This window comes from Nitrosospira multiformis (assembly GCF_900103165.1).
In the GTDB taxonomy this organism is placed as follows: domain Bacteria; phylum Pseudomonadota; class Gammaproteobacteria; order Burkholderiales; family Nitrosomonadaceae; genus Nitrosospira; species Nitrosospira multiformis_D.
In genome coordinates this window covers 1,043,566-1,065,010 of record NZ_FNKY01000001.1, presented here as the reverse complement: position 1 = coordinate 1,065,010, position 21,445 = coordinate 1,043,566, and the positions used below count along the sequence as shown (strand labels likewise).

Sequence of the window (21,445 nt, the reverse complement as noted above, 5' to 3'; positions counted from 1 at the left end):
CGTCTGAATGCTTAATGAAGGAATGTCCGCATGATATGACTTTTGGTTGATTTAGCGGATACCCATGCGTAATGAATTTTTTTCGCATTTCCGCAGGCCTTCCCCCATGACGGCATATATGAGTCAGACGATGATTTGAATAATTTTGTAACAACGCATTCATCAATTGAATGAGGCCCTAAGGACAGGCAGCCGCAGCCCGCTTCGAGGTCCGAGCGAGATGCTAACGCAATTTATTCTCATATGCATCGTGCATTAAGGCGAGCGCGGTCGCACGTCTATCCGCCGCTGTATTGATGAGACGGGAAACAATACTGGGTCACCGAGTGTTTCATAATTTCAGGATACTTTGCTTGTTCGCACTAACCGCCAAATTCGGATTCTGGTCGAGCGTTTCCGTATCAGCGGAAACGCCCTCGCCTGCTCGTGAAGCAAACACGGAAATTGCGGAAACCGAGAAGAAGTTACTTTTCGATATTCTCGATATTCAGATTGAAGGAAACACCGTATTACCACAGATGGTCGTGGAGAGGATTATTTACCCTTTTATGGGAGAGCAAAAAACAATTGACGACCTGGAGGCGGCGCGCAAGGCGCTGGAGCAGACATACAAGGACAGCGGTTTCGTCACGGTCTTTGTAGATATTCCCGAGCAGGATGTCAAGGATGGTGTCGTTCGATTAAGCGTTACTGAAGGCAAGGTGGGACGTTTACGCATCAAAGACTCGCGTTACTACTCGCTGGGCCTTATTCGTGAAGCGGTGCCCTCCCTTGCCGAAGGAAGCGTTCCCAATTTTCCGGTGGTTCAGAAAGAAATGGCCTCGCTGAACCGCTCCGCCAGCCTGCGTGTCTCGCCTGTACTGCGCGCGGGTACAACGCCGGGTACCGTGGACGTCGATCTGAATGTCAAGGATCGATCTCCACTTTACGCAAGCATGGAGTTGAATGACCGCTTCAGTCCCAATACCAGCCGGTTGCGGCTGATTGGTACCCTCCGTTATGACAATCTCTGGCAGCGGCGGCATAGCCTGAATGTTCAATATCAGATTGCGCCGGAGAATCTTGATCAGGTTCAGGTCTTTTCGGGAACCTACCTGATGGGTTTGGGAGACAGCGGCATCATGCTCGCCGTCTACGGCGTTCATGCGAATAGCAATGTCGCGGTTCTGGGTAGCACAAACGTGATCGGCAAGGGTGATATTGTCGGAACCCGGCTCGTTCTGCCGTTAACCGGTTTGGATAATTATTATCACAGTTTAGCAGTTGGTTTCGACTATAAAAATTTCAAACAGGCGGTGCAACTGGGAACGGACAGCCTCAACACGCCGATACGTTATTTCCCGATCAGCCTCCAGTACAACGGCACCCAGCAGGATACAAACGGCACCACGCAACTGGGGTTGGGAGTTCACTTCTCAACACGCCCTTTGAGTGAGCGCAGGATAGAGTGCATACCAGGAGTTTATGAAGATCAGTTCGAATGCAAACGGCATGGCGCCCAAGCTGATTTCATCTACCTTCGATCCGATTTGCAGCGTCAGCAAACCCTGCCGAAGGATTTTATTCTGTCGGGAAGAGTATCCGCACAGATAGCCAATCAGCCGCTCGTCAATAATGAACAGTTTAGCGCCGGGGGGGTCGAGACGGTGCGCGGCTACCCGGAATCCCAACTGCTCGGTGACAACGGTTTTCAAGGCTCGGTGGGGCTGCAAACCCCCCGTCTGCCGGGGGATCTGATTGACTGGCGAATGCTTGTATTCGTCGACGGTGCTTATACCCATAACTACCAGACCCTGGACACCGATTTGTCATACGGCATCATGAGTACGGGATTTGGCATGAGGATCCGGTCGCCGGACAATCTGAAGGGCCAGAGGGGGCTTAGCGCTTTCAGCGGCGCACTTGATTTTGCCTGGCCTTTACGGAATTTCAGGAATAGCACCACCAACATCCAGACCGGAGATATGCGTGTGCATTTCAAAGTACTGCTCGAGATGTAGCGCATGCCGGTTCAGCTCGAATTATCAAGGATATATAGCCTGATGAATAAAGTATTTTTCTTATTGTTAGCCTTGCACTTCATTTCATTTTCTCCGGTTGCGGGAGCTTATTGGGACGAGGCATGGCCCGCCAGAGCAAAAATCACGCTTAATCCGCAAGGTGGGGGGACGGCGGTGGATCAGGTGCCGGTGGCAGTACGCCTGCATTCAGGCAACTTCAATTTTCTGGATGCAGATGCAGATGGCGCCGATCTGCGATTTGTCGCGTCGGATGACAAGACCGAACTCAAGTTTCATATCGAGAAATTTGATTCCATCAACGAATTGGCGGTGATCTGGGTGCTGCTCCCTCAGATTAATCCGGCGGATAAGTCGGCACATTTCTGGCTCTATTACGGTAACGAGGCGGCCACCAGCGCAGCTGACAACAAGAGCAGCTGGGATTCAGGGATTGCAGCCGTTTTCCATTTCAGCGAGAAAGCGCTACTGCAGGATGCCTCAGCGAATGGGTTGGCGGCAACCGGTGAAATAGCCGTGCAAAAGGCGGCCTTGCTTGGCGCGGCAGCCGTGTTCAATGAAAAGCCCCTTAGCATCCACCCTGCGCCTGCGCTCAAACTGGGAGCGGGAGGTAATTTTTCGTATTCCGCCTGGATCAAACCGGGCGCGCTTCCTCAGCAGGCAGTGCTGTACCGCCAAGAACCGCTTTCCCTCAGAATCGACAACCAGAAGCTGGTACTGGCGTCTGGTGCGACCGTCATTTCCGGCGGTGAAATCAAGGCCGCAGCCTGGCAGCATGTGGCTGTCACGGCAACCGCAGGCAAGGCCACGCTGTATGTGAACGGCGCACCGGTAGGGACAGGCGATCTTACGCTGCCGGATGCGCAGGGCGGCGTGGAGATCGGTGCCGGCTATACCGGCGAACTCGATGAGATTCAGATAGCTAATGTCGCTCGCGGTGAGGACTGGTTCAAGCTGGCCGCGGCGGGTCAGGGAATGGACAGCCAGCTGCTAAAAATCGGAAAACCTTCCACTGACGGCGAAGAAGAGGATGAAAGCGTTTCCTATTTCGGCATTCTTTTTCAAAGCCTGACCGTAGATGCGTGGGTGGTGATCATTATTCTTGCCGTCATGTTTGCGATCAGTCTGGCTGTTATGGTTGTGAAGGGCAAGCTGGTTGTTCGCACGGATCGCGGCAACCGTCTGTTCCTCGATCGTTTCGCAAATGCTGGCAGCGATGATCTGTTGACACTCGACGAGAATGATAATTATCCCGATTCTACCCTATTCCATCTTTACGGCGCGGGGCTGAGGGAAATCCGCAAACGCTACACCAACGGCAATGAACTTACGCTGACGGGTGCATCCATTGACGCCATCAAGGCATCGATTGATGCCAATCTCATACGGGAAAACAAAAAGCTGAACGCCAACATGGTGCTGCTCACCATTGCCATATCCGGCGGCCCATTCCTGGGACTACTGGGTACGGTAGTGGGTGTGATGATTACCTTTGCCGCAATCGCCGCGGCGGGCGACGTGAACGTCAATGCCATCGCCCCCGGAATCGCTGCAGCGCTACTGGCTACGGTCGCCGGTCTGGCGGTCGCGATACCCGCGTTATTTGGCTACAACTACCTGGCCAGCCGCATCAAAAACATCACAACTGATATGCAGATATTCGTGGATGAATTCGTAACCCGGGTCGCCGAGTTGTATGGACGCTAAGAAAGGACTGAATCATGTCTGGTGATGTCAAGGAAGACAATCAACCTTACGACGAGATCAACATCACGCCGATGCTGGATCTTGCCTATGTGTTGCTGGTGATATTCATCATTATGACCACAGCATCAGTGCAGGGAGTGAAGGTAGAGCTGCCGCACACGCGTAACACGGCAAGCCTGGCCCAGCCGCAGACTCGTGCGATCACCGTCACGCTGGATGGAGCGGTTTACCTGGATGCGTACCCCGTGGATATGGTGATGCTAGAACAGCGCCTGAGCGAATTCAAAGGTAACAATCCTTCGCTGCCGGTGGTACTCAAAGCCGATGCGGCAGCACATTACGACAAGGTTTCCGAAGTGCTCGAGATCTGCAAGAAACTGGGCATTACGGAGATTGGCCTGGTCACTAAGAAGAGTTCCGAGTAATGCAGATACAGAACGAATCGCAACCCTACGACACCATTAACATCACGCCCATGCTGGATCTTGCGTATGTACTGCTTGTCATCTTCATCTTGATGACGACCGCGGGTGTGCAGGGGCTCACCATGAACCTGCCCAAGCCCTCCAGCAAACCCAGCACAGAGCAGCATGAAGTGAAGATCGTCCAGGTACAGGAGGGTGGGAGCATGTTGATGAACGGCGTAGGGGTGAGTCTCGCCGAACTCGAGACCCACCTCAGTGCAACCAAAGCGCGAGACCCCAAGTTTGCCGTAATGATCAAGGGCGATGCCAAAGCGTCCTATGCGGGAGTAATTGCCGTGGTGGACCTGGTGACGCGCCTGGAGATTGAGAATGTGGGTTTGGTGACGGCAAAAATAGGAAGTTGATGGGCGGCCAGCTTCAAGGCATATCGATGCCCATAGCTAAAGGGACGGCGAAAAGGACGGCAGAGGGCAAGATCTGGCTGCGACGCATTGCGCTCGGATTGGGGTTATTACTGGTGGTGGCAGGTATCGGCCTGGCTTTGAAGAACCTGATGACGGGAAATACCAGCCCCAAGAAAGCGGCGACCACCATAAAGATCATGTCCGATACGCCGCCTCCGCCGCCTCCTCCGCCACCAAAAGAACCACCTAAGGAGCAGCCAAAGGAGATGAAGGTTGAACAGCCCAAGCCGCAGGAAGCGCCCCAGCCTCCGGCCGAAGCTTTAAAGATGGAAGGGGCGGCGGGTGACGGTCCAAGTCCGTTTCAGGCCGGTACGGTCACCAATGAGTACCAGGGGGGCACCACGATCGGCGGCAAAGACCCGTTCTCCTGGTTTACCGGATTGCTTAAAGGCCAGATCGAAAGTGCTTTGGCCAAGGATAGAGATCTAGCCAAGGGGGATTACCGGCTGGTGGTCAAGGTCTGGGTTGCCGGAAACGGAAAGATTGAGCGCTTCGAATTAGAAGGGAGCAGCGGGAACGCCCAGATAGACGGGTTGATCAAGGCAGCGCTGAATAATATCGCGCCACTTTCAGAACCGCCTCCGGCAAACATGCCGCAACCCGTGAGATTGAGAATCACCTCCCGATCAGCGGGCGGCTGATGAATGACGATGCAAGAGATAATATGAAAATCAGATATTTACTACAAATAATTCTGGGCATCTTCAGCCTGCTGTCTTCAGGCATGGTGATAGCTGACGCGAGTACGGTCAAACTGGTGAATCTGCTGGTGCAGGAAGGAATTCTTTCCAGGGAGAAGGCTGATATTTTATTGAAACAAGTAGCGGAAGAGGTTTCGCCTAAAGCAAACGATGCGCCGCAAAAACTCACTGGTGAGCAGGCACTGCAAGGTGGTGAAGATAAAGGCAAGGTCATTCGCATGCAGTACGTTCCAGAGTTCGTCAAGCAGGAGATGCGCGAGGAAATCAAGCAGGATGTGCTGGCACAGGCGAAGAACGAACATTGGGGAGACCGCAAGCCCCTTCCCTCATGGCTGGATCGGTTTACCTGGAGCGGGGATGTTCGACTGCGTTATGACACCGATTTTTTTTCCCAAGCAAATGCCCCGCCAGGGGTATTCCGACTGGCAGGGGTTGATGTGGACAATACCCAAATAGATCGCCTCCGCTGGCGCGTGAGGGCCAGACTCGCCGTGGATGTGAAACTTACGGATCACTTCACTGCCGGAGTCCGTTTGGCAACGAATGGGGCAAGTGAAAATCCGGTAGCGGCGAATCAGACGCTCGGCGATAGCGATCGTTCGTTTGCCGCATTTTTCGACAGGCTTTATATCAACTACAGGCCGAACGACTGGCTGCTTCTCAGTGGCGGGAAGGTAGCCAATCCGTTTTACCGTACCGATATGGTGTGGGATCCCGATCTGAACTTTGACGGGGTCATGTTTTCAGCGAGGCCAAAGGTCAACGACCGTTTGCTGGTATTCGGGGCTGGCGGTGTATTCCCCATCCAGGAAGTCGATCTGGCAAAGAATGATAAATGGTTATTTGGGGGGCAGGGCGGCTTGGAATGGAATATGAACCCTCAATCCAAAGTTACGCTGGCGGCAGCCTACTATCACTATGAAAACATGACTGGAAAAATCAGTCCTCTGAATGGCGATGTAAATTTAAACACCACCGCGGTGCAGTGGCGGCAAAAGGGCAACACCTTGATACAACTTAATAATCCACCCGTTGCCGGACTGGATGCCGGAGGCGTATATGGATTGGCATCCGAATTTCATCAGTTGAACCTGACCGGCGGAATAGACCTGGCCACATTTAATCCTGTGCGCATTCGCCTCATGGGCGACTATGCGCGGAATCTTGGTTTCGACCCCGGCAAGATGCGACAGCGCGGTGCGAACCTGACCGGAAAGGAAGGCAACACAGCCTACCAGGTGCGCCTCGACATCGGCACGACCATGCTTCAGGACATGGGCCAGTTGCTCGCGGCGAAACGCCATGACTGGCTGCTGTTTGGTGCATTCAAACGCATGGAATCCGATTCGCTGCTTGATGGTTTTACCGATTCCGAGTTTTATATGGGCGGCACGAATGCCCAAGGCTGGATTGGAGGCGCCGCTTATGCGATTGCCGATAACGTCTGGTTTACCGGGCGCTGGCTTACCGCCAATCAGATCATCGGACCAAAACTGGGTATCGATATTCTTCAAATCGATCTTACCGCGAGGTTCTAAGGTGTTTTCCAACCTATTGCGATCTTCTTTTTTCCCGAATATCACATGGATGGTCATGGCTTTATTCATATTTCCGATGAGCCCGACGGCACCGGCGTGGTCCGCCGATAAAAAAGAAACGCGGCAACGGGAAGCGCAGCGCCGTACACAGCAGGCCATCAAACAGGCTCAAGCAAAAACAGCGGAGCTGGAACAGGCCAATACCGAGCTGGGCAACAAGCTAAAGGAACAGGAGCAGCGAGTGAGTGAAGCGCAGCAAAATCTGGATGGATTTTCACGAAAGAACAAGCGCCTGGCGGAGGATTACGCGAAGGAACAAGGTAAGGCTGCCGACCTTGAAGCCAGGCTGAAAGAGGCCGAAAGCAATTTGCGGCAGACGCGAACCGAGCTGGCTGAGGTCAGTACATTGCAACTGGAAACCCAGCGTCAATTCAAGACAATGGCTTCGGAGAAAACAGCGCTGGACGCCACCTTGGCAACTTGTTCCGGTAAAAACGAACAACTCTATCAGTTCGGACGTGAGCTGATCAATCATGTCGAGAGACCGGAAGGCTTTACCAGTATTTTGCGAGCAGAGCCTTTCACCCAGATTAAACGCGTTGAACTCGAAAACATTTTTCAGGATTACCGCGACAACCTCGATCAGAACCGTATGAAACCCCTCAGTGTGCGCTCTGCGAACCCCTGATGATGATCCCAGATCCTCGCGACGCACTTTCAATCACTTTCACGGCACCGGTGGCAAGGCCTGTTGGTAAATTTACGGGCATCCGGTTTAGCATGTTCTTATCACAAAAACTCATATGGAAACATTTTTTTATAACTTTATATCTCTTCAATAACCACGTAAATTCTCGCTTATGAATTTTCAGCAATTAAGAATCGTTCGTGAAACAGTTCGGCAAAACTTCAATCTGACCGAGACGGGGAAGGCGCTGTTTACTTCCCAATCAGGCATTTCCAAGGGGTTGAAAGAACTGGAGGATGAGCTTGGCGTCGAGATTTTTTCTCGTTTTGGCAAGCGTCTGGTGGGATTGACCGAGGCAGGCAGTGATCTTCTGAAAGTGGTGAATCGCATATTGCTCGATGCCGAGAATATCAAGCGGGTGGCTTCGCAGTTTTCGGGACGCAAAAAAGGAAATTTGACAGTTGCAACCACCCATACGCAAGCCCGCTATGTCCTCCCGGATGTCATTAAGCGCTTCATGCTGGACGTACCCGAGGTTCATCTCTCCCTGCACCAGGGAAGTCCCAAGGAAATCGCTGAACTGCTGCTCAGCGGTGATGCTGACATCGGTATTGCCACGGAAACGCTCGCCCAAATCCCGGATTTGATCAGCTTCCCTTGCTACGAATGGGAGCATGGAATCATCGTTCCGAATGACCATCCTCTTTTGGCAGTGGATAAGGTAACACTGGAAGATTTAAGCAAGTTCCCGGTGATTACCTATCATCCTTCATTTACTGGCAGATCCCACGTGGATCATGCATTCCGTAAAGCTAATCTTGAACCGGATATTGTCATTACGGCGATGGATGCCGACGTTATCAAAACCTATGTAGGGCTTGGGCTGGGGATAGGCGTTGTCTCATCTCTGGCGTTCAGTCCCGAGCGCGATGTGTCCCTGGCCCTTATTCCGGCAGGTCATTTATTTGGATCCAACTTTGCCCGCATCGCCGTGCGGCGTGGGCACTATCTGCGCGCGTATGCCTATGATTTCATCGGGAGACTGGCACCGGATCTGACCGAATCCGCTTTAAGGCAAAAAATATATGCTTGAACGCCGAAATATTCCGGAACGCGGGGCTCAATCCGGATTTACCTTGCTGGAACTATTGGTTGTTCTCGTCATTCTTGGTTTGCTCGTTGGGTATGTCGCACCCAAGTATTTCGCCCAGCTTGGCAAATCGGAAGTAAAGACCGCTCGTGCCCAGATCAATTCCCTGGAAAAGGCGCTGGACCAGTATCGTCTTGATGTTGGCCGTTATCCGACGGGTGAACAGGGACTGGCGGCGCTGAATGTTCGACCGGCGGCTGAGTCGAAGTGGGCAGGACCTTATCTCCAGAAGGCCGTCCCCAATGATCCATGGGGACGACCTTATCTCTATAAAGCGCCCGGTGAGCATGGCGAATATGACTTGTCTTCCTTAGGCAAGGACGGCCAACCCGGGGGCGATGAAGAGAGTGCGGATATCGTCAATTGGTAAAATGCGATATACCGTTCGCGCCCTTTCCGCCGGTCAATTGATATCGCTGGACCTTGATGCTCCGCATGAAGAGGATGCCGCCCGGCAAGCGCAAAGTCAGGGATACGAAGTCATCTCGACGGAAGCACGGCCCGATAAGCTGCGCATGGGAAGGCATGGGCGATTTCCATTGCTTTTGTTCAGCCGGGAACTGTATGCGTTGATGAAAGCCGGGCTCGGCCTGATCGAATCACTGGAGGGCATTGCCGAAAAGGAGCATCGTCCTGAAGTACGCGCCACCTTGCAAGGCATACTCGATGCCCTATACGCAGGGCAGACATTCTCTGCCGCGCTGGCGGGCCATCCCAAGCAGTTTCCGCTCCTCTATTCGGCCATGATACGAGCCAGCGAAAGAACCGGTGACCTGCCGGAGGCGCTCATGCGCTATATCGGCTACGAGCAGCAGGTCGAAATACTCAAGAAGAAACTGGTGGCTGCCTCGATTTACCCATTTCTCCTGATAACGGTCGGCAGCCTGGTAATCCTGTTTCTCCTTGGCTACGTGGTGCCGCGATTCTCCCAGATCTATGCGGACGCCGGAACTTCACAATCCTGGATGTTGCGCATGGTGCTGGCCTGGGCGGGATTGATCGATCAGTATGGGAACACCATCCTGATATCCGCGCTTATTGCTATTACGGCCATGGGTTACGCACTGTCGATACGGGAAGTACGCGGCTATCTGGTGGGACTGCTATGGCGCCTTCCCATGATTGGTGAACAGATGCGAATTTTTCAGCTGGCTCGCTTCTACCGCACCTTGAGCATGCTGCTGGTAAGCGGCATCACGGTGTCGCAGGCACTGGAAATGGCGCGCGGACTGCTGGCCGTTTCCTTTCACGTCAGCCTCACCCGCGCCAGCGCGCTGATCCGTGAAGGCCGCGCCATTTCCGAGGCGATGGAAGCTGCCGGGCTGGTCACACCCGTATCGTTGCGCATGCTCCGGGTCGGAGAAAAAAGCGGCGAAATGGGTCCCATGCTGGAGCATATCGCCACGCTGCATGATGAAGAAATCGCGCGCTGGCTGGAATGGTTTACACGCCTGTTCGAGCCGCTGCTGATGATTTTTATCGGGCTTGTGATAGGTGTCGTGGTACTCATGCTGTACATGCCTATTTTTGAATTGGCGGGTAGCCTGCAATGAGCACGCCGTCAGCCGCGATGACGCTTTTCTCGCCTCAGGGCATTGCCGAGGCCCGCTTGCTGGCACAACGCAGCGGACGTTCCGTGGTGGATGTGCTGGAAACCAATTCGGAACTGGATACCTCCCATTTTGTCGCCGAGTTGGCACGCGCGGCACGCTTGCAAGCGATGGATATGGCAGCCCTGCATGCGTTAAGCCCGGCTTTCGACATCATGAGTTTTACACTTGCAACCCGGCATGAGTGCCTCCCGTTGCGCGCTCCAGGGAAACGGCTACGCCTGGTTGTAGCCGATCCATTTCATATTGAATTTTTCGACTGGGCGATGGAATGCGTACACGAACCCTTTGATCTCTACCTGGCCCATCGCGCCGATATTCTGGCCTATCTGGCGCGCCACGAAGAGAGTCTGCACGCGATGGACGGGGCCATGCTGACTTCAGCGGAAACCGGGAAAACTCACGCCGGCGATATAGAGCATCTCTCGCTGAAAAATATTAATGCGGATGCCAGTCCGATCATCCGGCTGGTCAACTCTACGTTGTATGACGCACTTAAAAGTGGAGCGAGTGATATCCACATGGAGAGCGTAGCCTCGGGGCTGGTCATCAAATATCGTATTGATGGCGTTCTCGCACAGGTTGGCGCCATGCAGGGGGCGGAGATGGCCGAACAGGCGGTATCTCGTGTGAAAGTCTTGTCAGAACTGGATATCGCCGAGCGCCGGGTACCGCAGGATGGCCGCTTCAAGGTGATGATGCAGGGGCGGGACGTGGATTTTCGGGTTTCCATCATGCCCAGTATCTATGGAGAAGATGCGGTACTGCGGGTGCTCGACCGCAAATCTCTGTCGGATCAGGCCACCGGCCTGTCCCTGGCACAACTGGGTTTTGACGACTACATCATTGAAGGCTTTCGCCAACTCGTAAGCGAGCCCTACGGTATGGTGCTGGTCACAGGTCCCACCGGTTCCGGCAAAACCACTTCTCTGTATGCGGCGATCAGCGAAGTGAATCACGGCCATGACAAGATCATCACCATCGAGGATCCGGTCGAATACCAGTTGCCTGGCGTGCTGCAAATCCCCGTCAATGAAAAGAAGGGACTGACCTTTGCGCGAGGTTTGCGCTCCATCCTCCGGCATGACCCGGACAAAATCATGGTGGGTGAAATTCGTGATGCCGAAACCGCCCAGATCGCGGTGCAGTCGGCATTGACTGGACACCTGGTTTTCACCACGCTACACGCCAACAATGTATTTGACGTGATCAGCCGCTTCCTGCACATGAATGTGGAGCCCTACAGCCTGGTGGCGGCGCTGAACGGCGTAATGGCCCAGCGCCTGGTACGTCTGGTCTGCCCGCACTGCGTTGAAGACTATACGCCTTCTGCGCAGCTGCTGGCGGCGTCCCGCTTGCTGCCGGAGGCCACGAAAGACTTCCGTTTCCGCCGGGGCCGCGGATGCGGACAGTGCCGTGGCAGCGGGTATCGAGGCCGGAAAGCGGTGGCGGAATTGCTGGCATTGGATGATGAACTCAGGGAAATGATAATCGCCCGTGAGCCGTTAAGAAAACTTAAAGAAGCGGGCCGTACGCGCGGCATGAAAAACTTGCGTGAGGCGGCGTTGGCAACCGTGGCAGATGGCAAAACCACTCTCGAGGAGATCAATCGTGTCACGTTTGTGGCGTGACCGGCTTGTTCTGGCGATCTATCCGGATCGCGTGGTATGGCTGCACGCAACCGGTGGCTTACATCCGCATGTCACCGCCAAGGATACGATTTCGTGCGCCGTGGACAAAGCCACGTCCTGGCGCGGCGCGCTATCCATCCTACCGGAGATTTTGCGCTCAGTGCAGGCAGGGGGGATGCGGGTCACGGCAATGCTTTCCAATCGCTTGCTGCGGTATGCGATTGTTCCCAATCCGGATAGCGCACGCAACCGCGAAGAACTGGATGTACTCACGCGTCATGCCTTTGAGCGGGCGCACGGCGATGTTGTCGCCGGCTGGGATGTCAGGTTGAGTGATGCCGCACCCGGCCATCCCGCTCTGGCAAGCGCCGTGGATCGCGAACTCGTCGTCACCCTGCGCGATGCAGTGGCTGCATCGGGCGCACGGCTGATTTCGATTCAGCCTTACCTGATGGCGGCGTTCAACCATCTGCATCGCACCCTGCGGACACCCAATGGAATATTTGTACTGGCGGAGCCCGAACGGCTCAGTCTGCTGGCGTGGAAGCAGGCAGGCTGGTGCGGAGTACAACAGGTTTATGCAATAAATGACTGGGGCAGCAGCCTGCCCAGCATACTGGATCGCTTGACGATTACCGCCGGACTACACGACCACCATTCGCTGCGGCTGTGCGCACCGGAGCTGGTCGATGGAGAATCTGGCGATCTCGTATCCGCGGGGAATGACTGGGAAGTCCAAATGGCTAAGCCGGCATGGCCTTCAGGATTGACGCCAATCCAGGACCGGGTCTTTGCTGGCGCCATGCTGGTGTTGTCCTGATGGAACAGCCTACATGAAAATCCATCTTGATCACGCCAAGGCCCAACATGCCGTTCCATTCTGGGCGTGGGGACTTTTGCTGTCAGCCCTGCTACTTTTTTCCACTGCCGGTTTGGGGTACCTCCGCCTGGAAAGCGAACGTACAAATCTGCAATCGCGAGTTCGAAATGATCCTCACGCGGCTCGCACCTCGAATGTGCCACCTTCCCCTGAGATTCAGAAAGCGCTGCAAGAGCAGGTCCGTCAGGCCAACGCCGTGCTGAGCGAGCTGGGCCGGCCGTGGCCAACACTGTTCTCGATACTGGAAGAAACCACTCAACCCGAGATCGCACTGCTGGCCATACGCCCTGATGCCGCCAAAGGACGTTTGCGTATCGCGGGCGAGGCGCGGCGACTGGCCGATGCGCTGGAGTATACGCGCAAACTGGCAGCTACCGGGCACATGACTGACGTGGTTCTGGAGGAACACGAGGTGGTCGCTTCGGATCAGCAGAGACCTGTTCGTTTTGCGCTGAGCGCGCGGTGGGCTGGCTGATATGGACGCGATGACCTGGAAGATAAGGCATCTGACGCGCCGGCTCGGTCCGGCTGGACTGACCGGGATCACGCTCCTTGCGGTTACGTTGGCTGTCCTGTTCATCGGAATACTTCCTCTGCGCGACGAGATCGACAGCTTGCGCACGGAATTGGCTGCGCGCCCTTTGAATCCCCTTCCAGTGGTCCCGGTTTTGCCGCCGGACCAGATTCTGGCGCAGGAGCTCGCGGTATTTCAGGCGAGGTTTCCCACAGTGGATGAGCTTTCCGACGAATTGGACGCGCTGTTTATATTGACCAGGGATAAAGGACTGGAGCTGAATAAGGGGGAATACGCGCTGGTGGAGAAAGCGGGAGGAGCCTTGCGACGCTTCGAGGTCACGCTGCCGGTAACGGGGACTTATTCACAGATTCATGGCCTTATTCTGGATGTACTGGAGAAACTTCCCTCAACAGCGCTCGCTGACATTGCATTGGAACGAGGAAAGGTGGCGGACGGGCAGGCCGCGGTCATTTTGCGTTTTGTATTCTTTGTGAGAAAACGCACATGACATCAGCATTAATCAAACGCCGGATGGCAATGGCGGCAGCCTTAGCCCTCACAGGTTGGCTCGCCATTCAGGTCGATGATCAAGATGAAGAAGGCGTGATTCAGCTTGCGCATTCAACCCAGCGAACGCCTGATCGCTCCAGGACCGCCACCTCGGATGCCACCGCAAGCGGAGCGGCATCTCAGGAACTTTCCGCTGCATTGAACTGGAGCGTGCTGAGTGGACGTACACGCCTTGTACAGGAACAAGACAGCCGATCCGCGGATTTATTCAAGCCGCACGACTGGTATGTGGCTTCCAAACCCCTTGAAGCGCCTGCGCCGCCCCCCAAGCCGGTGGCACCGGAGGCACCATTTTCCTATCTTGGAAAACTCGAGGATAGTCCGCAGGGGACGACATTTTTTCTCTCCGAAAACAATAAAGTATATTCGGTTGTAGCTGGCCAGAATATCGACAGCATGTGGCGCCTTGACACAGAAGATGCAACTACCTTGAATCTCACCTACTTGCCCCTGGGGCAGCCACGGACGCTCCTAAAAACCGCTAAGCCCGCCTTACCCGCCGAAGATGGTAACCAGGGAGCTTTTTGATGAACTCTACCTTCGGGGCGCGCAGTCTGGCGGTCTGCGTGCTGATGCTGATGATTTCCTCTTGCGCCTTTTCGCCGTGGCCGAAGGAGGGCGTGCCGGGCGACACCCCAGAGGAGCGCATAGCCAATGCGGATGCAGCGCGGCGTGCAAAACCGGAGGATATGCCCACGCGCAGGGATGTGCATGTCACGCATGAGCGGGCCGTCTATGAATTGCTGCAGGAAGCTGACCGGGCGTTGCGCGATGGACGGACTGCCGAGGCAGAGGCATTTTTTGCACGCGTGCTGTTCGCAGACCCGGCTAATGCACGTGCTTTGACAGGCCAGCATGCGATAACAAGCGAGCGTAAACATGCCGATCGGGTGGAGTCCGCACGCAACCTGTTGAATGAAGGTAATCTGGATGCAGCGCAGGCCGTGTTGCGGACGGTGCTGCTCGAAACCCCTTCCCATGGCGGGGCACTTGAGTTACAGGGGGAGATTCGCCGCAAGCGCGAGTTTGTGCGTAATGAACCGCCTCGCCTCAAGTCGCCTTTCGACAAACCCATTTCGCTGGAATTACGGGACGCCAATATCAAAATGGTATTCGAGGCGCTTTCGCGTACCACCGGGATTAACTTTATTCTGGACAAGGACATCAAACAGGATGCCAAGGCGACGGTATTTGTTTCCAATGCCCGCATTGAGGATGCCATAGAAATGGTACTGGCGACCAATGGCTTGCAGAAAAAAGCCTTATCCGAAACCACTGCACTGGTGTTTCCCAATACATTGCAGAAACTCAAAGATTACCAGGATCTGATGATCCGTAGCTTCTTTCTCACCAATGCCAGTGCCAAACATGTGTCAGCGCTACTTAAAACCATGCTCAAGAGCAAGGATGTTCATATAGACGAGCGTCTTAACATGCTGGTGATTCGCGATACGCCAGAGGTGATCCGCATTGCGGAAAAATTGGTGGCCGCCAATGACATGGCCGATCCAGAAGTCATGCTTGAAATAGATGTACTGGAAATAAGCCGCAATCGCTTGCAGGAACTGGGAATCGCATGGCCAACGACGTTAACCAGTACGGCAGGACTTACTTTGAGTGCAATTACGGCCAATATGGCATCGGCCCCGCTCGAATTTCTTACCATCAACCAGAATGCACAAGCCACTTTCAGGAAAGTCATAAGCGATATCAATATACTTGCGAATCCGCGCGTCCGCGTGCGCAATAACGAAAAAGCCAGGGTACAGGTCGGGGACAAGATTCCCCTGATAACTACTAATGTGGCAGGCACTACCGGCACCTCTTCCGAGAGTGTTCAGTATATCGACGTGGGTCTCAAGCTTGAGGTGGAGCCTCGCATTGCCCTTGATAATCATGTCCATATCAAGGTGGGGTTGGAAGTGAGTTCGCTGGGAGTCCCCACAGTTTTAACCAACGGCTCCCGAGTATTTCAGATCGGCACGCGGAACGCCAATACGCTGCTGCGCCTCAAGGATGGCGAAACTCAGGTGCTGGCAGGCCTGATTTCGGATGATGAACGGAAGAATGCGAGCAGGGTGCCCGGGCTGGGAGATCTCCCGGTGCTGGGGCGATTGTTCTCCAACCAGGAAGATAAAAAGAACAAAACAGAAATCGTGCTGGCGATAACGCCACGTGTTATCAATAACATCCGGCGTCCGGAATCAGAACTTTCAGAATACTGGTCCGGCACGGAACTGAGTATTAATGACCGGCCGCAGATCGTTGTTCCAGGTGCCGGAGGAAGCGGCACCGGACGTAATTCGTCGCAACGCCCGTCTCTTCCGATCGAACAACCTTTACCGCAGGAGGTCATTCAGGATCAGCCGCAAACACCGGCGGCTCCATCACCGGCCGTCAGTCCGCCTGCGGACAGTTCCAGCCCTGCAGGCGGCGGACAACCTCAGCCTCCCGATCCATTTCGTTCTCCAACCAATATCCCATGAAAGGCTTTACCCTGATCGAACTGGTGGTGACGGTGACTATCGTGGGCATCCTTGCCATGGCGTTGCTGCCACTCGGCCAGTTAAGCGTCAAGCGCATGAAGGAAGCGGAATTGCGCGCCGCGTTGCGCGACATCCGGACAGCACTGGATGCTTACAAGAAGGCTGCCGACGAAGGCCGTGTGGAAAAAGCGGCGGAGACTTCTGGCTACCCGGCGTCACTGGATATGCTTGCCCAAGGCATTCCGGATGCGCGCGATCCCAAGAAGCGGCTTGTACGCTTTTTACGCCGCGTGCCTCGCGATCCGATGAATCCTGACACGGGCGCCAGTCCGCAGGAGACATGGGGCAAGCGCAGCTACGAAAGTGGTCAGGATTCTCCCCAAGCCGGGGACAACGTGTTCGACGTCTATTCCTTCAGCCGGGAAATCGGACTGAACGGTATCGCCTACAACGAATGGTGATGACATGGGCCGCGCATTTCCAGGTTTCACGCTGATCGAACTGCTGGTGGTGCTGGCCATCCTGATGCTCCTGCTGACAGTGGCTGCACCTCGCTATTTTAGCGGGGTGGATCGGGCAAAAGAAGCCGCGCTGAAGCAGAACCTTACCGTGATGCGTGAAGCGGTGGACAAGTTTTATGGTGATCAGGCACGCTATCCCCACACGCTGGAAGAATTGGCGGAGCGTAAATATATTCGCAGCATACCGGTGGATCCCGTAACGGAAAGCGCAACAACCTGGGTTATTGTTCCGCCGTCGGACGATACCCCGGGCGGTGTGTACGATTTGCATAGCGGCGCCCCCGGTGCCGCTATGGATGGATCAAGCTATGGCGACTGGTAGGCATACATTCGTCAGGCACCAGCAAGGCTTCACTTATCTCGGGCTACTGATGTTTATCATTATCTCCGGCATTGCCCTCGCCTCTACCGGTCAAGTCTGGCATGCCGAAGCCCAGCGGGAAAAAGAAAGGGAACTCCTGTTCATCGGCGAACAATTTCGCAAAGCCATAGGAAGTTATTATGAAAATACCCCAGGCGGGGTCAAACACTATCCGCTCACGCTGCAAGATCTGCTGGATGATAAGCGCTTCGTCAAAACGCGACACCATTTGCGCAGGATCTACCGTGATCCGATTACCAGAACGGTTCAATGGGGACTGGTCAGGGAACAAGGGCGCATTACCGGGGTACACAGCCTATCCACCGCCAAGCCCTTCAAGCGGGATGGATTCCTGCGTGAATTTGTCGATTTCACCAACGCCGAAGAATATACGGATTGGCGTTTTATCTACACGCAAAATGCCGCAGCCTTATCCGCTATCGCGGCAACCCAGCCAGGGAATGCCGGCACGCCTCCGTCAGGTCCTGCGCGGCCCAACCCCAGCGGCCCTTCCGGACCTGTCGCACCGGCAAAACCGGGCAACCGTTTCGCGTTGTGCGGAAGTCAGCTCACCATCGCAAATGCCCAATGCCGGGAAAGTTGCGGAGATTTGACCGGACCGGCATGCCATGCCTGCTTTGACGCCGCATCCGATGCTCGCCGGGCTTGCTTGCGTAATTAGCCACGATATTCCCAGCTACCGAGTAAAAATGGCTGGGATGAAAATCATCATCCACCCCACACTAATGCGTGAGTCCATAATTTTGGTCGGTGGCGCTATCGGGGACGCAACCTCGCCTATGATAAAAAAGAAATAAGTAAACCCGATTTTATTGTTTCCTCATATAAGGAGGAGCTGGTAACTTCTGCTTTTTCAACACTCCCTGACATTTAATTCAAGGCGCCTGCCCCCCGGCGACACTGCTCATTGATCCGGGAGGCTAAGTCAGACAAAACCATGGAGGAAGCATGTATCGAACACTGATTGCCGGCTTGCTGCTAATGGGCATAGCACAAGCGGAATCTCGAGAAATCTCTCTGCTGAATGTTTCCTACGACGTGACCCGCGAGTTCTATAAAGATTACAATCCGGCCTTCGCCGCGTTCTGGAAGCAAAGAACCGGAGAGACAGTGACCGTCAATCAATCTCATGGTGGATCGAGCAAGCAAGCCCGAGCAGTTCTGGATGGCTTGGAGGCCGACGTAATTACCATGAATCAGTCAAATGATATCGATCTCCTTGCAGAACGAAGAGGATTGATTCCACAAGATTGGGAGAAGCGTTTCCCACACAACAGCGCACCTTATACATCCACTACCGTATTTCTTGTTCGCAAGGGCAATCCCAAGAACATTCATGATTGGGGTGATTTGGTCAAACCTGGTGTGTCCGTGGTGATTCCCAACCCGAAGCTTTCCGGGAACGGCCGTTACAGCTATCTTGCTGCATGGGGATATGTGATCAAGAGGGGCGGCAACGAGCGGGGCGCGAAAGACTTCGTTGCCAAGTTATTCCGGAATGTGCCCGTGCTGGACGGTGGAGGACGGGCGGCTACCACAACATTCGTTCAGCGGAACATCGGCGACGTCCTTCTGACTTTTGAAAATGAGGCATTCCTTACCCGAAAAGAACTCGGTGACGATAAATTCGATGTGGTGTACCCATCGATAAGCATTCTGGCCGAGAACCCGATCAGCATCGTGGACAAGGTGGTCGAAAAACGCGGCACTCGCAAACTCGCTGTCGCATACCTGGAATATCTTTATTCAGAAGAGGGCCAGGAACTTGCCGCCAGACATTACTTCCGACCCCGTAATGCAGTGATTCTTGCACACCATCACGCGACATTCAAAGAACTGGATCTGTTCACCATCGGCGAGATATTCGGTGGTTGGAAAGCGGCCCAGATTAGGCATTTCGACGATGGCGGTCTGTTCGATCAAATTTATCACGTGAAGTAACAACGACGAATACAGCGAAGCCGCCCAATAATGTAGACCTGCCTGCGATGCCTGTTTTGCCGCGGACTCCGATGCTCATGGGGCTTCTTTACATAAATAGCGGAATTCTTAATTCATTTTAGACAATTCAAGGGGGGATAGAGTCGCGAAAGATTATTCACATAAAAACGATCGCCGTTGTTCGCATTGCAGAATCTCCGCGCAACTCCCTCATATGAGAAAAAGAGATAAACAAATCAAATCTTATTAGTTCCTTGCATAAGGCCACACTGGTAACTTCCATTCCGTCACAGCTCCTTGGTTTATTTCAAGGACCTGTCGCCAAGCAGTGCCTTTTCTTGTCCCGCAGCGGTAGCCAAACAGGATTACGAGAGAGCATATTTTTATATGGGTCGCGGGCTTGTTGCTGATCGGCGCAGCACAAGCGCGAAAACGACGCAGACGACCTATCCGGAATACCGGGAGAGTCCTTTTGGAACATATCAATGAAATGCTATTGTCAAATCGCGTTTGCATCCGCGATCAGCGTATTACCTATGGGTTCGATTCAAGCGGAGGAATTCAACATTCCATCAGGCAAATCCGGGGTGATCCAACAAAGAGCGCAGCAGATAGGTCAAGCAGGAATATTGGTTGCAGATAAAAAAGCGGTCGATTCAACAGACGGAAACTTCAAATGGTCGATCAAACCGGGGCATCGACCTGCTGAACCGTCTCCTCCGAGACCCGCTATGAATACGGATCGCGAGTATGACTGGTGGGAAAAATCTGCTGCGGCTAAAACGGAAGCCCCCCAAAACCCACCAGCTATCACCGGCGTTCCAACAGCTATGCCACTAATCCCGACACCGATCCGCCCAGATATGTGCGCCGGTTGAGCGACATCGGCATTGAGGCGTTCAAGGATATCACCTGGCTGGATATTGGCTTTGAGTTCCGCACCCGTTACGAAATGCGTCACAACGACATACGCCGTGTTGAAGGGGGAGTCGACAATCCTTTCTTTCTGCGCTCCCGCGCCTATTTAGGCATAAGAGAGATCCTCGATCCGTTTCGTGGCGCTGTCGAATTTCAGGATTCACGAGTCTACAATAACAAATTTCCGTCTACTGATCAGGAGAACAACCCCTATGATCTGATCCAGGCATACGGCGAATTATATTTCAAAAACGCGCTGGGTGAAGATGATCGCAAACAGAACCGGCCTCTTAGATTCAGGGTGGGGCGCATGGCCTACGAAACGCTGGACCGGCGTTTTATCGCGCGCAACGAATGGCGCAATACAACTAATACTTTTGAAGGTTTTCGTCTAAATCTGGGCCGGGAAGCCAATGACTGGGAAATCGATATGTGGGGGTATCAACCGGTCAAACGTCTCCAAACTGAATTTGACAGGCGCAACGATCACCTGTGGTTTTTTGGTGCAATTGGCCACTGGCGCAAGTGGTCCGACATCATCACGTTGCAACCCTACTACATGGGCCAGTTACAAACACCTGACGTCAATGGCCATACAGCGACAAGCCAGCTCCCCCGGGAAATTCACATGCCGTCGCTGCGTGGCTACGGCAAGATTGGAAACTTGCTGGATTATGATATCAACTTCAGCTATCAGTTCGGTACTAATGGTACGCAGCGGCAAGACGCGTATGGTTACACTACCGAAATAGGGAAGAACTTTAATTACTCCTGGAAACCGCGTGTGAGTGCTTTTTATGGTTATGCTACCGGGGACCGGAATCCCAACGACAATGTAAATAATCGTTTCGACCGTTTCTTTGGTTTTGCGCGCCCCTGGTCTGCGGATCATTACGTTATTTATGAGAATATCAAGGCCCCTAAAATCAGGTTTGACCTTCAGCCAACCCAAAAACTGGGATTTGAAGCAGCCTATGCCTGGTTCTGGCTGGCCAGCAGCACAGATCGTCTTTTCGATTCTTTCGATGGCAACATCAGTGTCGTCAAGGATCCCGGGTTCAATCGGGATAAAACAGGCAGGAGTGGAGATTATGTCGGGAGCGCGGTGGAACTGCGCTTGCGCTATCAGCTCACGTCGCGGATTAATACCGTGATCGGCTATACTCATTTCACTGCAGGTGATTTCGTAAAAAACAGGATAGCGGCGCAACCTGACCACATCGCACAGCGCTCAGGCAACACCGATTTTTTCTACGTTGAAGTGCTGATGAGCGCCTTTTAGATATTTCGCGGATGCG

Annotated in this window: 22 protein-coding genes; all 22 read left to right on the top strand. The window is 53.9% G+C overall.

The features are described from left to right. Nucleotides 1-353: 353 nt before the first annotated feature. A complete protein-coding gene (locus BLR00_RS04820; RefSeq protein WP_176759938.1) occupies nucleotides 354-2,000 on the top strand; it encodes a ShlB/FhaC/HecB family hemolysin secretion/activation protein in 1,647 nt (548 codons plus the stop codon). Nucleotides 2,001-2,042: 42 nt separating this feature from the next. Continuing rightward, nucleotides 2,043-3,725: a DUF2341 domain-containing protein gene (locus BLR00_RS04815; RefSeq protein ID WP_074631084.1), complete on the top strand. Its 1,683-nt coding sequence runs from the start codon at nucleotides 2,043-2,045 to the stop codon at nucleotides 3,723-3,725. Between the two features lie 14 nt (nucleotides 3,726-3,739). Next, entirely contained in the window at nucleotides 3,740-4,150 is a 411-nt protein-coding gene (locus BLR00_RS04810; protein ID WP_074631083.1) for an ExbD/TolR family protein, read from the top strand. Beyond that, nucleotides 4,150-4,554: an ExbD/TolR family protein gene (locus tag BLR00_RS04805; protein WP_074631082.1), complete on the top strand. Its 405-nt coding sequence runs from the start codon at nucleotides 4,150-4,152 to the stop codon at nucleotides 4,552-4,554. Before BLR00_RS04810 ends, BLR00_RS04805 begins: the two co-directional genes overlap by 1 nt. Beyond that, on the top strand, nucleotides 4,554-5,255 hold the full coding sequence (locus BLR00_RS04800) for a TonB C-terminal domain-containing protein (protein ID WP_081346643.1): 702 nt from the start codon (nucleotides 4,554-4,556) through the stop codon (nucleotides 5,253-5,255). The genes BLR00_RS04805 and BLR00_RS04800 overlap by 1 nt, the downstream gene beginning before the upstream one ends. A gap of 23 nt (nucleotides 5,256-5,278) precedes the next feature. Further along, complete coding sequence (locus BLR00_RS04795; protein WP_176759937.1) at nucleotides 5,279-6,853, top strand: putative porin; 1,575 nt, start codon at nucleotides 5,279-5,281, stop codon at nucleotides 6,851-6,853. Nucleotides 6,854-6,908: 55 nt separating this feature from the next. Next, the gene (locus BLR00_RS04790) at nucleotides 6,909-7,541 is read left to right on the top strand and encodes a hypothetical protein (RefSeq protein WP_074631080.1); all 633 of its coding nucleotides are present in this window, start codon (nucleotides 6,909-6,911) and stop codon (nucleotides 7,539-7,541) included. A 172-nt stretch (nucleotides 7,542-7,713) separates the two neighbouring features. Then, nucleotides 7,714-8,634 carry a CysB family HTH-type transcriptional regulator gene (locus tag BLR00_RS04785; protein ID WP_074631079.1) on the top strand — a complete coding sequence of 307 codons (921 nt, stop codon included), beginning with the start codon at nucleotides 7,714-7,716 and terminating at the stop codon, nucleotides 8,632-8,634. Then, complete coding sequence (gene gspG / locus BLR00_RS04780) at nucleotides 8,627-9,061, top strand: type II secretion system major pseudopilin GspG (RefSeq protein WP_074631078.1); 435 nt, start codon at nucleotides 8,627-8,629, stop codon at nucleotides 9,059-9,061. The genes BLR00_RS04785 and gspG overlap by 8 nt, the downstream gene beginning before the upstream one ends. 1 nt (nucleotide 9,062) lies before the next feature. Next, nucleotides 9,063-10,244: a type II secretion system F family protein gene (locus BLR00_RS04775; protein WP_074631077.1), complete on the top strand. Its 1,182-nt coding sequence runs from the start codon at nucleotides 9,063-9,065 to the stop codon at nucleotides 10,242-10,244. Continuing rightward, nucleotides 10,241-11,932, top strand: a complete 1,692-nt coding sequence (locus BLR00_RS04770; protein ID WP_256324049.1) for a GspE/PulE family protein — start codon at nucleotides 10,241-10,243, stop codon at nucleotides 11,930-11,932. The genes BLR00_RS04775 and BLR00_RS04770 overlap by 4 nt, the downstream gene beginning before the upstream one ends. After that, nucleotides 11,913-12,752, top strand: a complete 840-nt coding sequence (locus BLR00_RS04765) for a hypothetical protein (protein ID WP_074631076.1) — start codon at nucleotides 11,913-11,915, stop codon at nucleotides 12,750-12,752. The genes BLR00_RS04770 and BLR00_RS04765 overlap by 20 nt, the downstream gene beginning before the upstream one ends. A 13-nt stretch (nucleotides 12,753-12,765) precedes the next feature. Next, complete coding sequence (locus BLR00_RS04760; protein WP_074631075.1) at nucleotides 12,766-13,287, top strand: PilN domain-containing protein; 522 nt, start codon at nucleotides 12,766-12,768, stop codon at nucleotides 13,285-13,287. Nucleotide 13,288: 1 nt separating this feature from the next. Then, nucleotides 13,289-13,837, top strand: coding sequence for a hypothetical protein (locus tag BLR00_RS04755; protein ID WP_074631074.1), 549 nt, complete (start codon nucleotides 13,289-13,291; stop codon nucleotides 13,835-13,837). Further along, nucleotides 13,834-14,427, top strand: coding sequence for a hypothetical protein (locus BLR00_RS04750; RefSeq protein ID WP_074631073.1), 594 nt, complete (start codon nucleotides 13,834-13,836; stop codon nucleotides 14,425-14,427). Before BLR00_RS04755 ends, BLR00_RS04750 begins: the two co-directional genes overlap by 4 nt. Beyond that, a complete protein-coding gene (locus BLR00_RS04745) occupies nucleotides 14,427-16,385 on the top strand; it encodes a secretin N-terminal domain-containing protein (RefSeq protein WP_074631072.1) in 1,959 nt (652 codons plus the stop codon). The genes BLR00_RS04750 and BLR00_RS04745 overlap by 1 nt, the downstream gene beginning before the upstream one ends. Beyond that, on the top strand, nucleotides 16,382-16,846 hold the full coding sequence (locus BLR00_RS04740) for a type II secretion system protein (protein ID WP_074631071.1): 465 nt from the start codon (nucleotides 16,382-16,384) through the stop codon (nucleotides 16,844-16,846). The genes BLR00_RS04745 and BLR00_RS04740 overlap by 4 nt, the downstream gene beginning before the upstream one ends. Before the next feature lie 4 nt (nucleotides 16,847-16,850). Next, complete coding sequence (locus BLR00_RS04735; RefSeq protein WP_074631070.1) at nucleotides 16,851-17,228, top strand: type II secretion system protein; 378 nt, start codon at nucleotides 16,851-16,853, stop codon at nucleotides 17,226-17,228. Continuing rightward, nucleotides 17,215-17,949: a type II secretion system protein gene (locus BLR00_RS16595; protein ID WP_074631069.1), complete on the top strand. Its 735-nt coding sequence runs from the start codon at nucleotides 17,215-17,217 to the stop codon at nucleotides 17,947-17,949. The genes BLR00_RS04735 and BLR00_RS16595 overlap by 14 nt, the downstream gene beginning before the upstream one ends. 320 nt (nucleotides 17,950-18,269) lie before the next feature. Continuing rightward, nucleotides 18,270-19,229 carry a sulfate ABC transporter substrate-binding protein gene (locus BLR00_RS04725; RefSeq protein WP_371130396.1) on the top strand — a complete coding sequence of 320 codons (960 nt, stop codon included), beginning with the start codon at nucleotides 18,270-18,272 and terminating at the stop codon, nucleotides 19,227-19,229. A 485-nt stretch (nucleotides 19,230-19,714) separates the two neighbouring features. Next, nucleotides 19,715-20,107, top strand: a complete 393-nt coding sequence (locus tag BLR00_RS17160; RefSeq protein ID WP_371130368.1) for a hypothetical protein — start codon at nucleotides 19,715-19,717, stop codon at nucleotides 20,105-20,107. Next, a complete protein-coding gene (locus BLR00_RS04720; protein WP_371130367.1) occupies nucleotides 20,104-21,429 on the top strand; it encodes an alginate export family protein in 1,326 nt (441 codons plus the stop codon). The genes BLR00_RS17160 and BLR00_RS04720 overlap by 4 nt, the downstream gene beginning before the upstream one ends. Nucleotides 21,430-21,445: the final 16 nt, after the last annotated feature.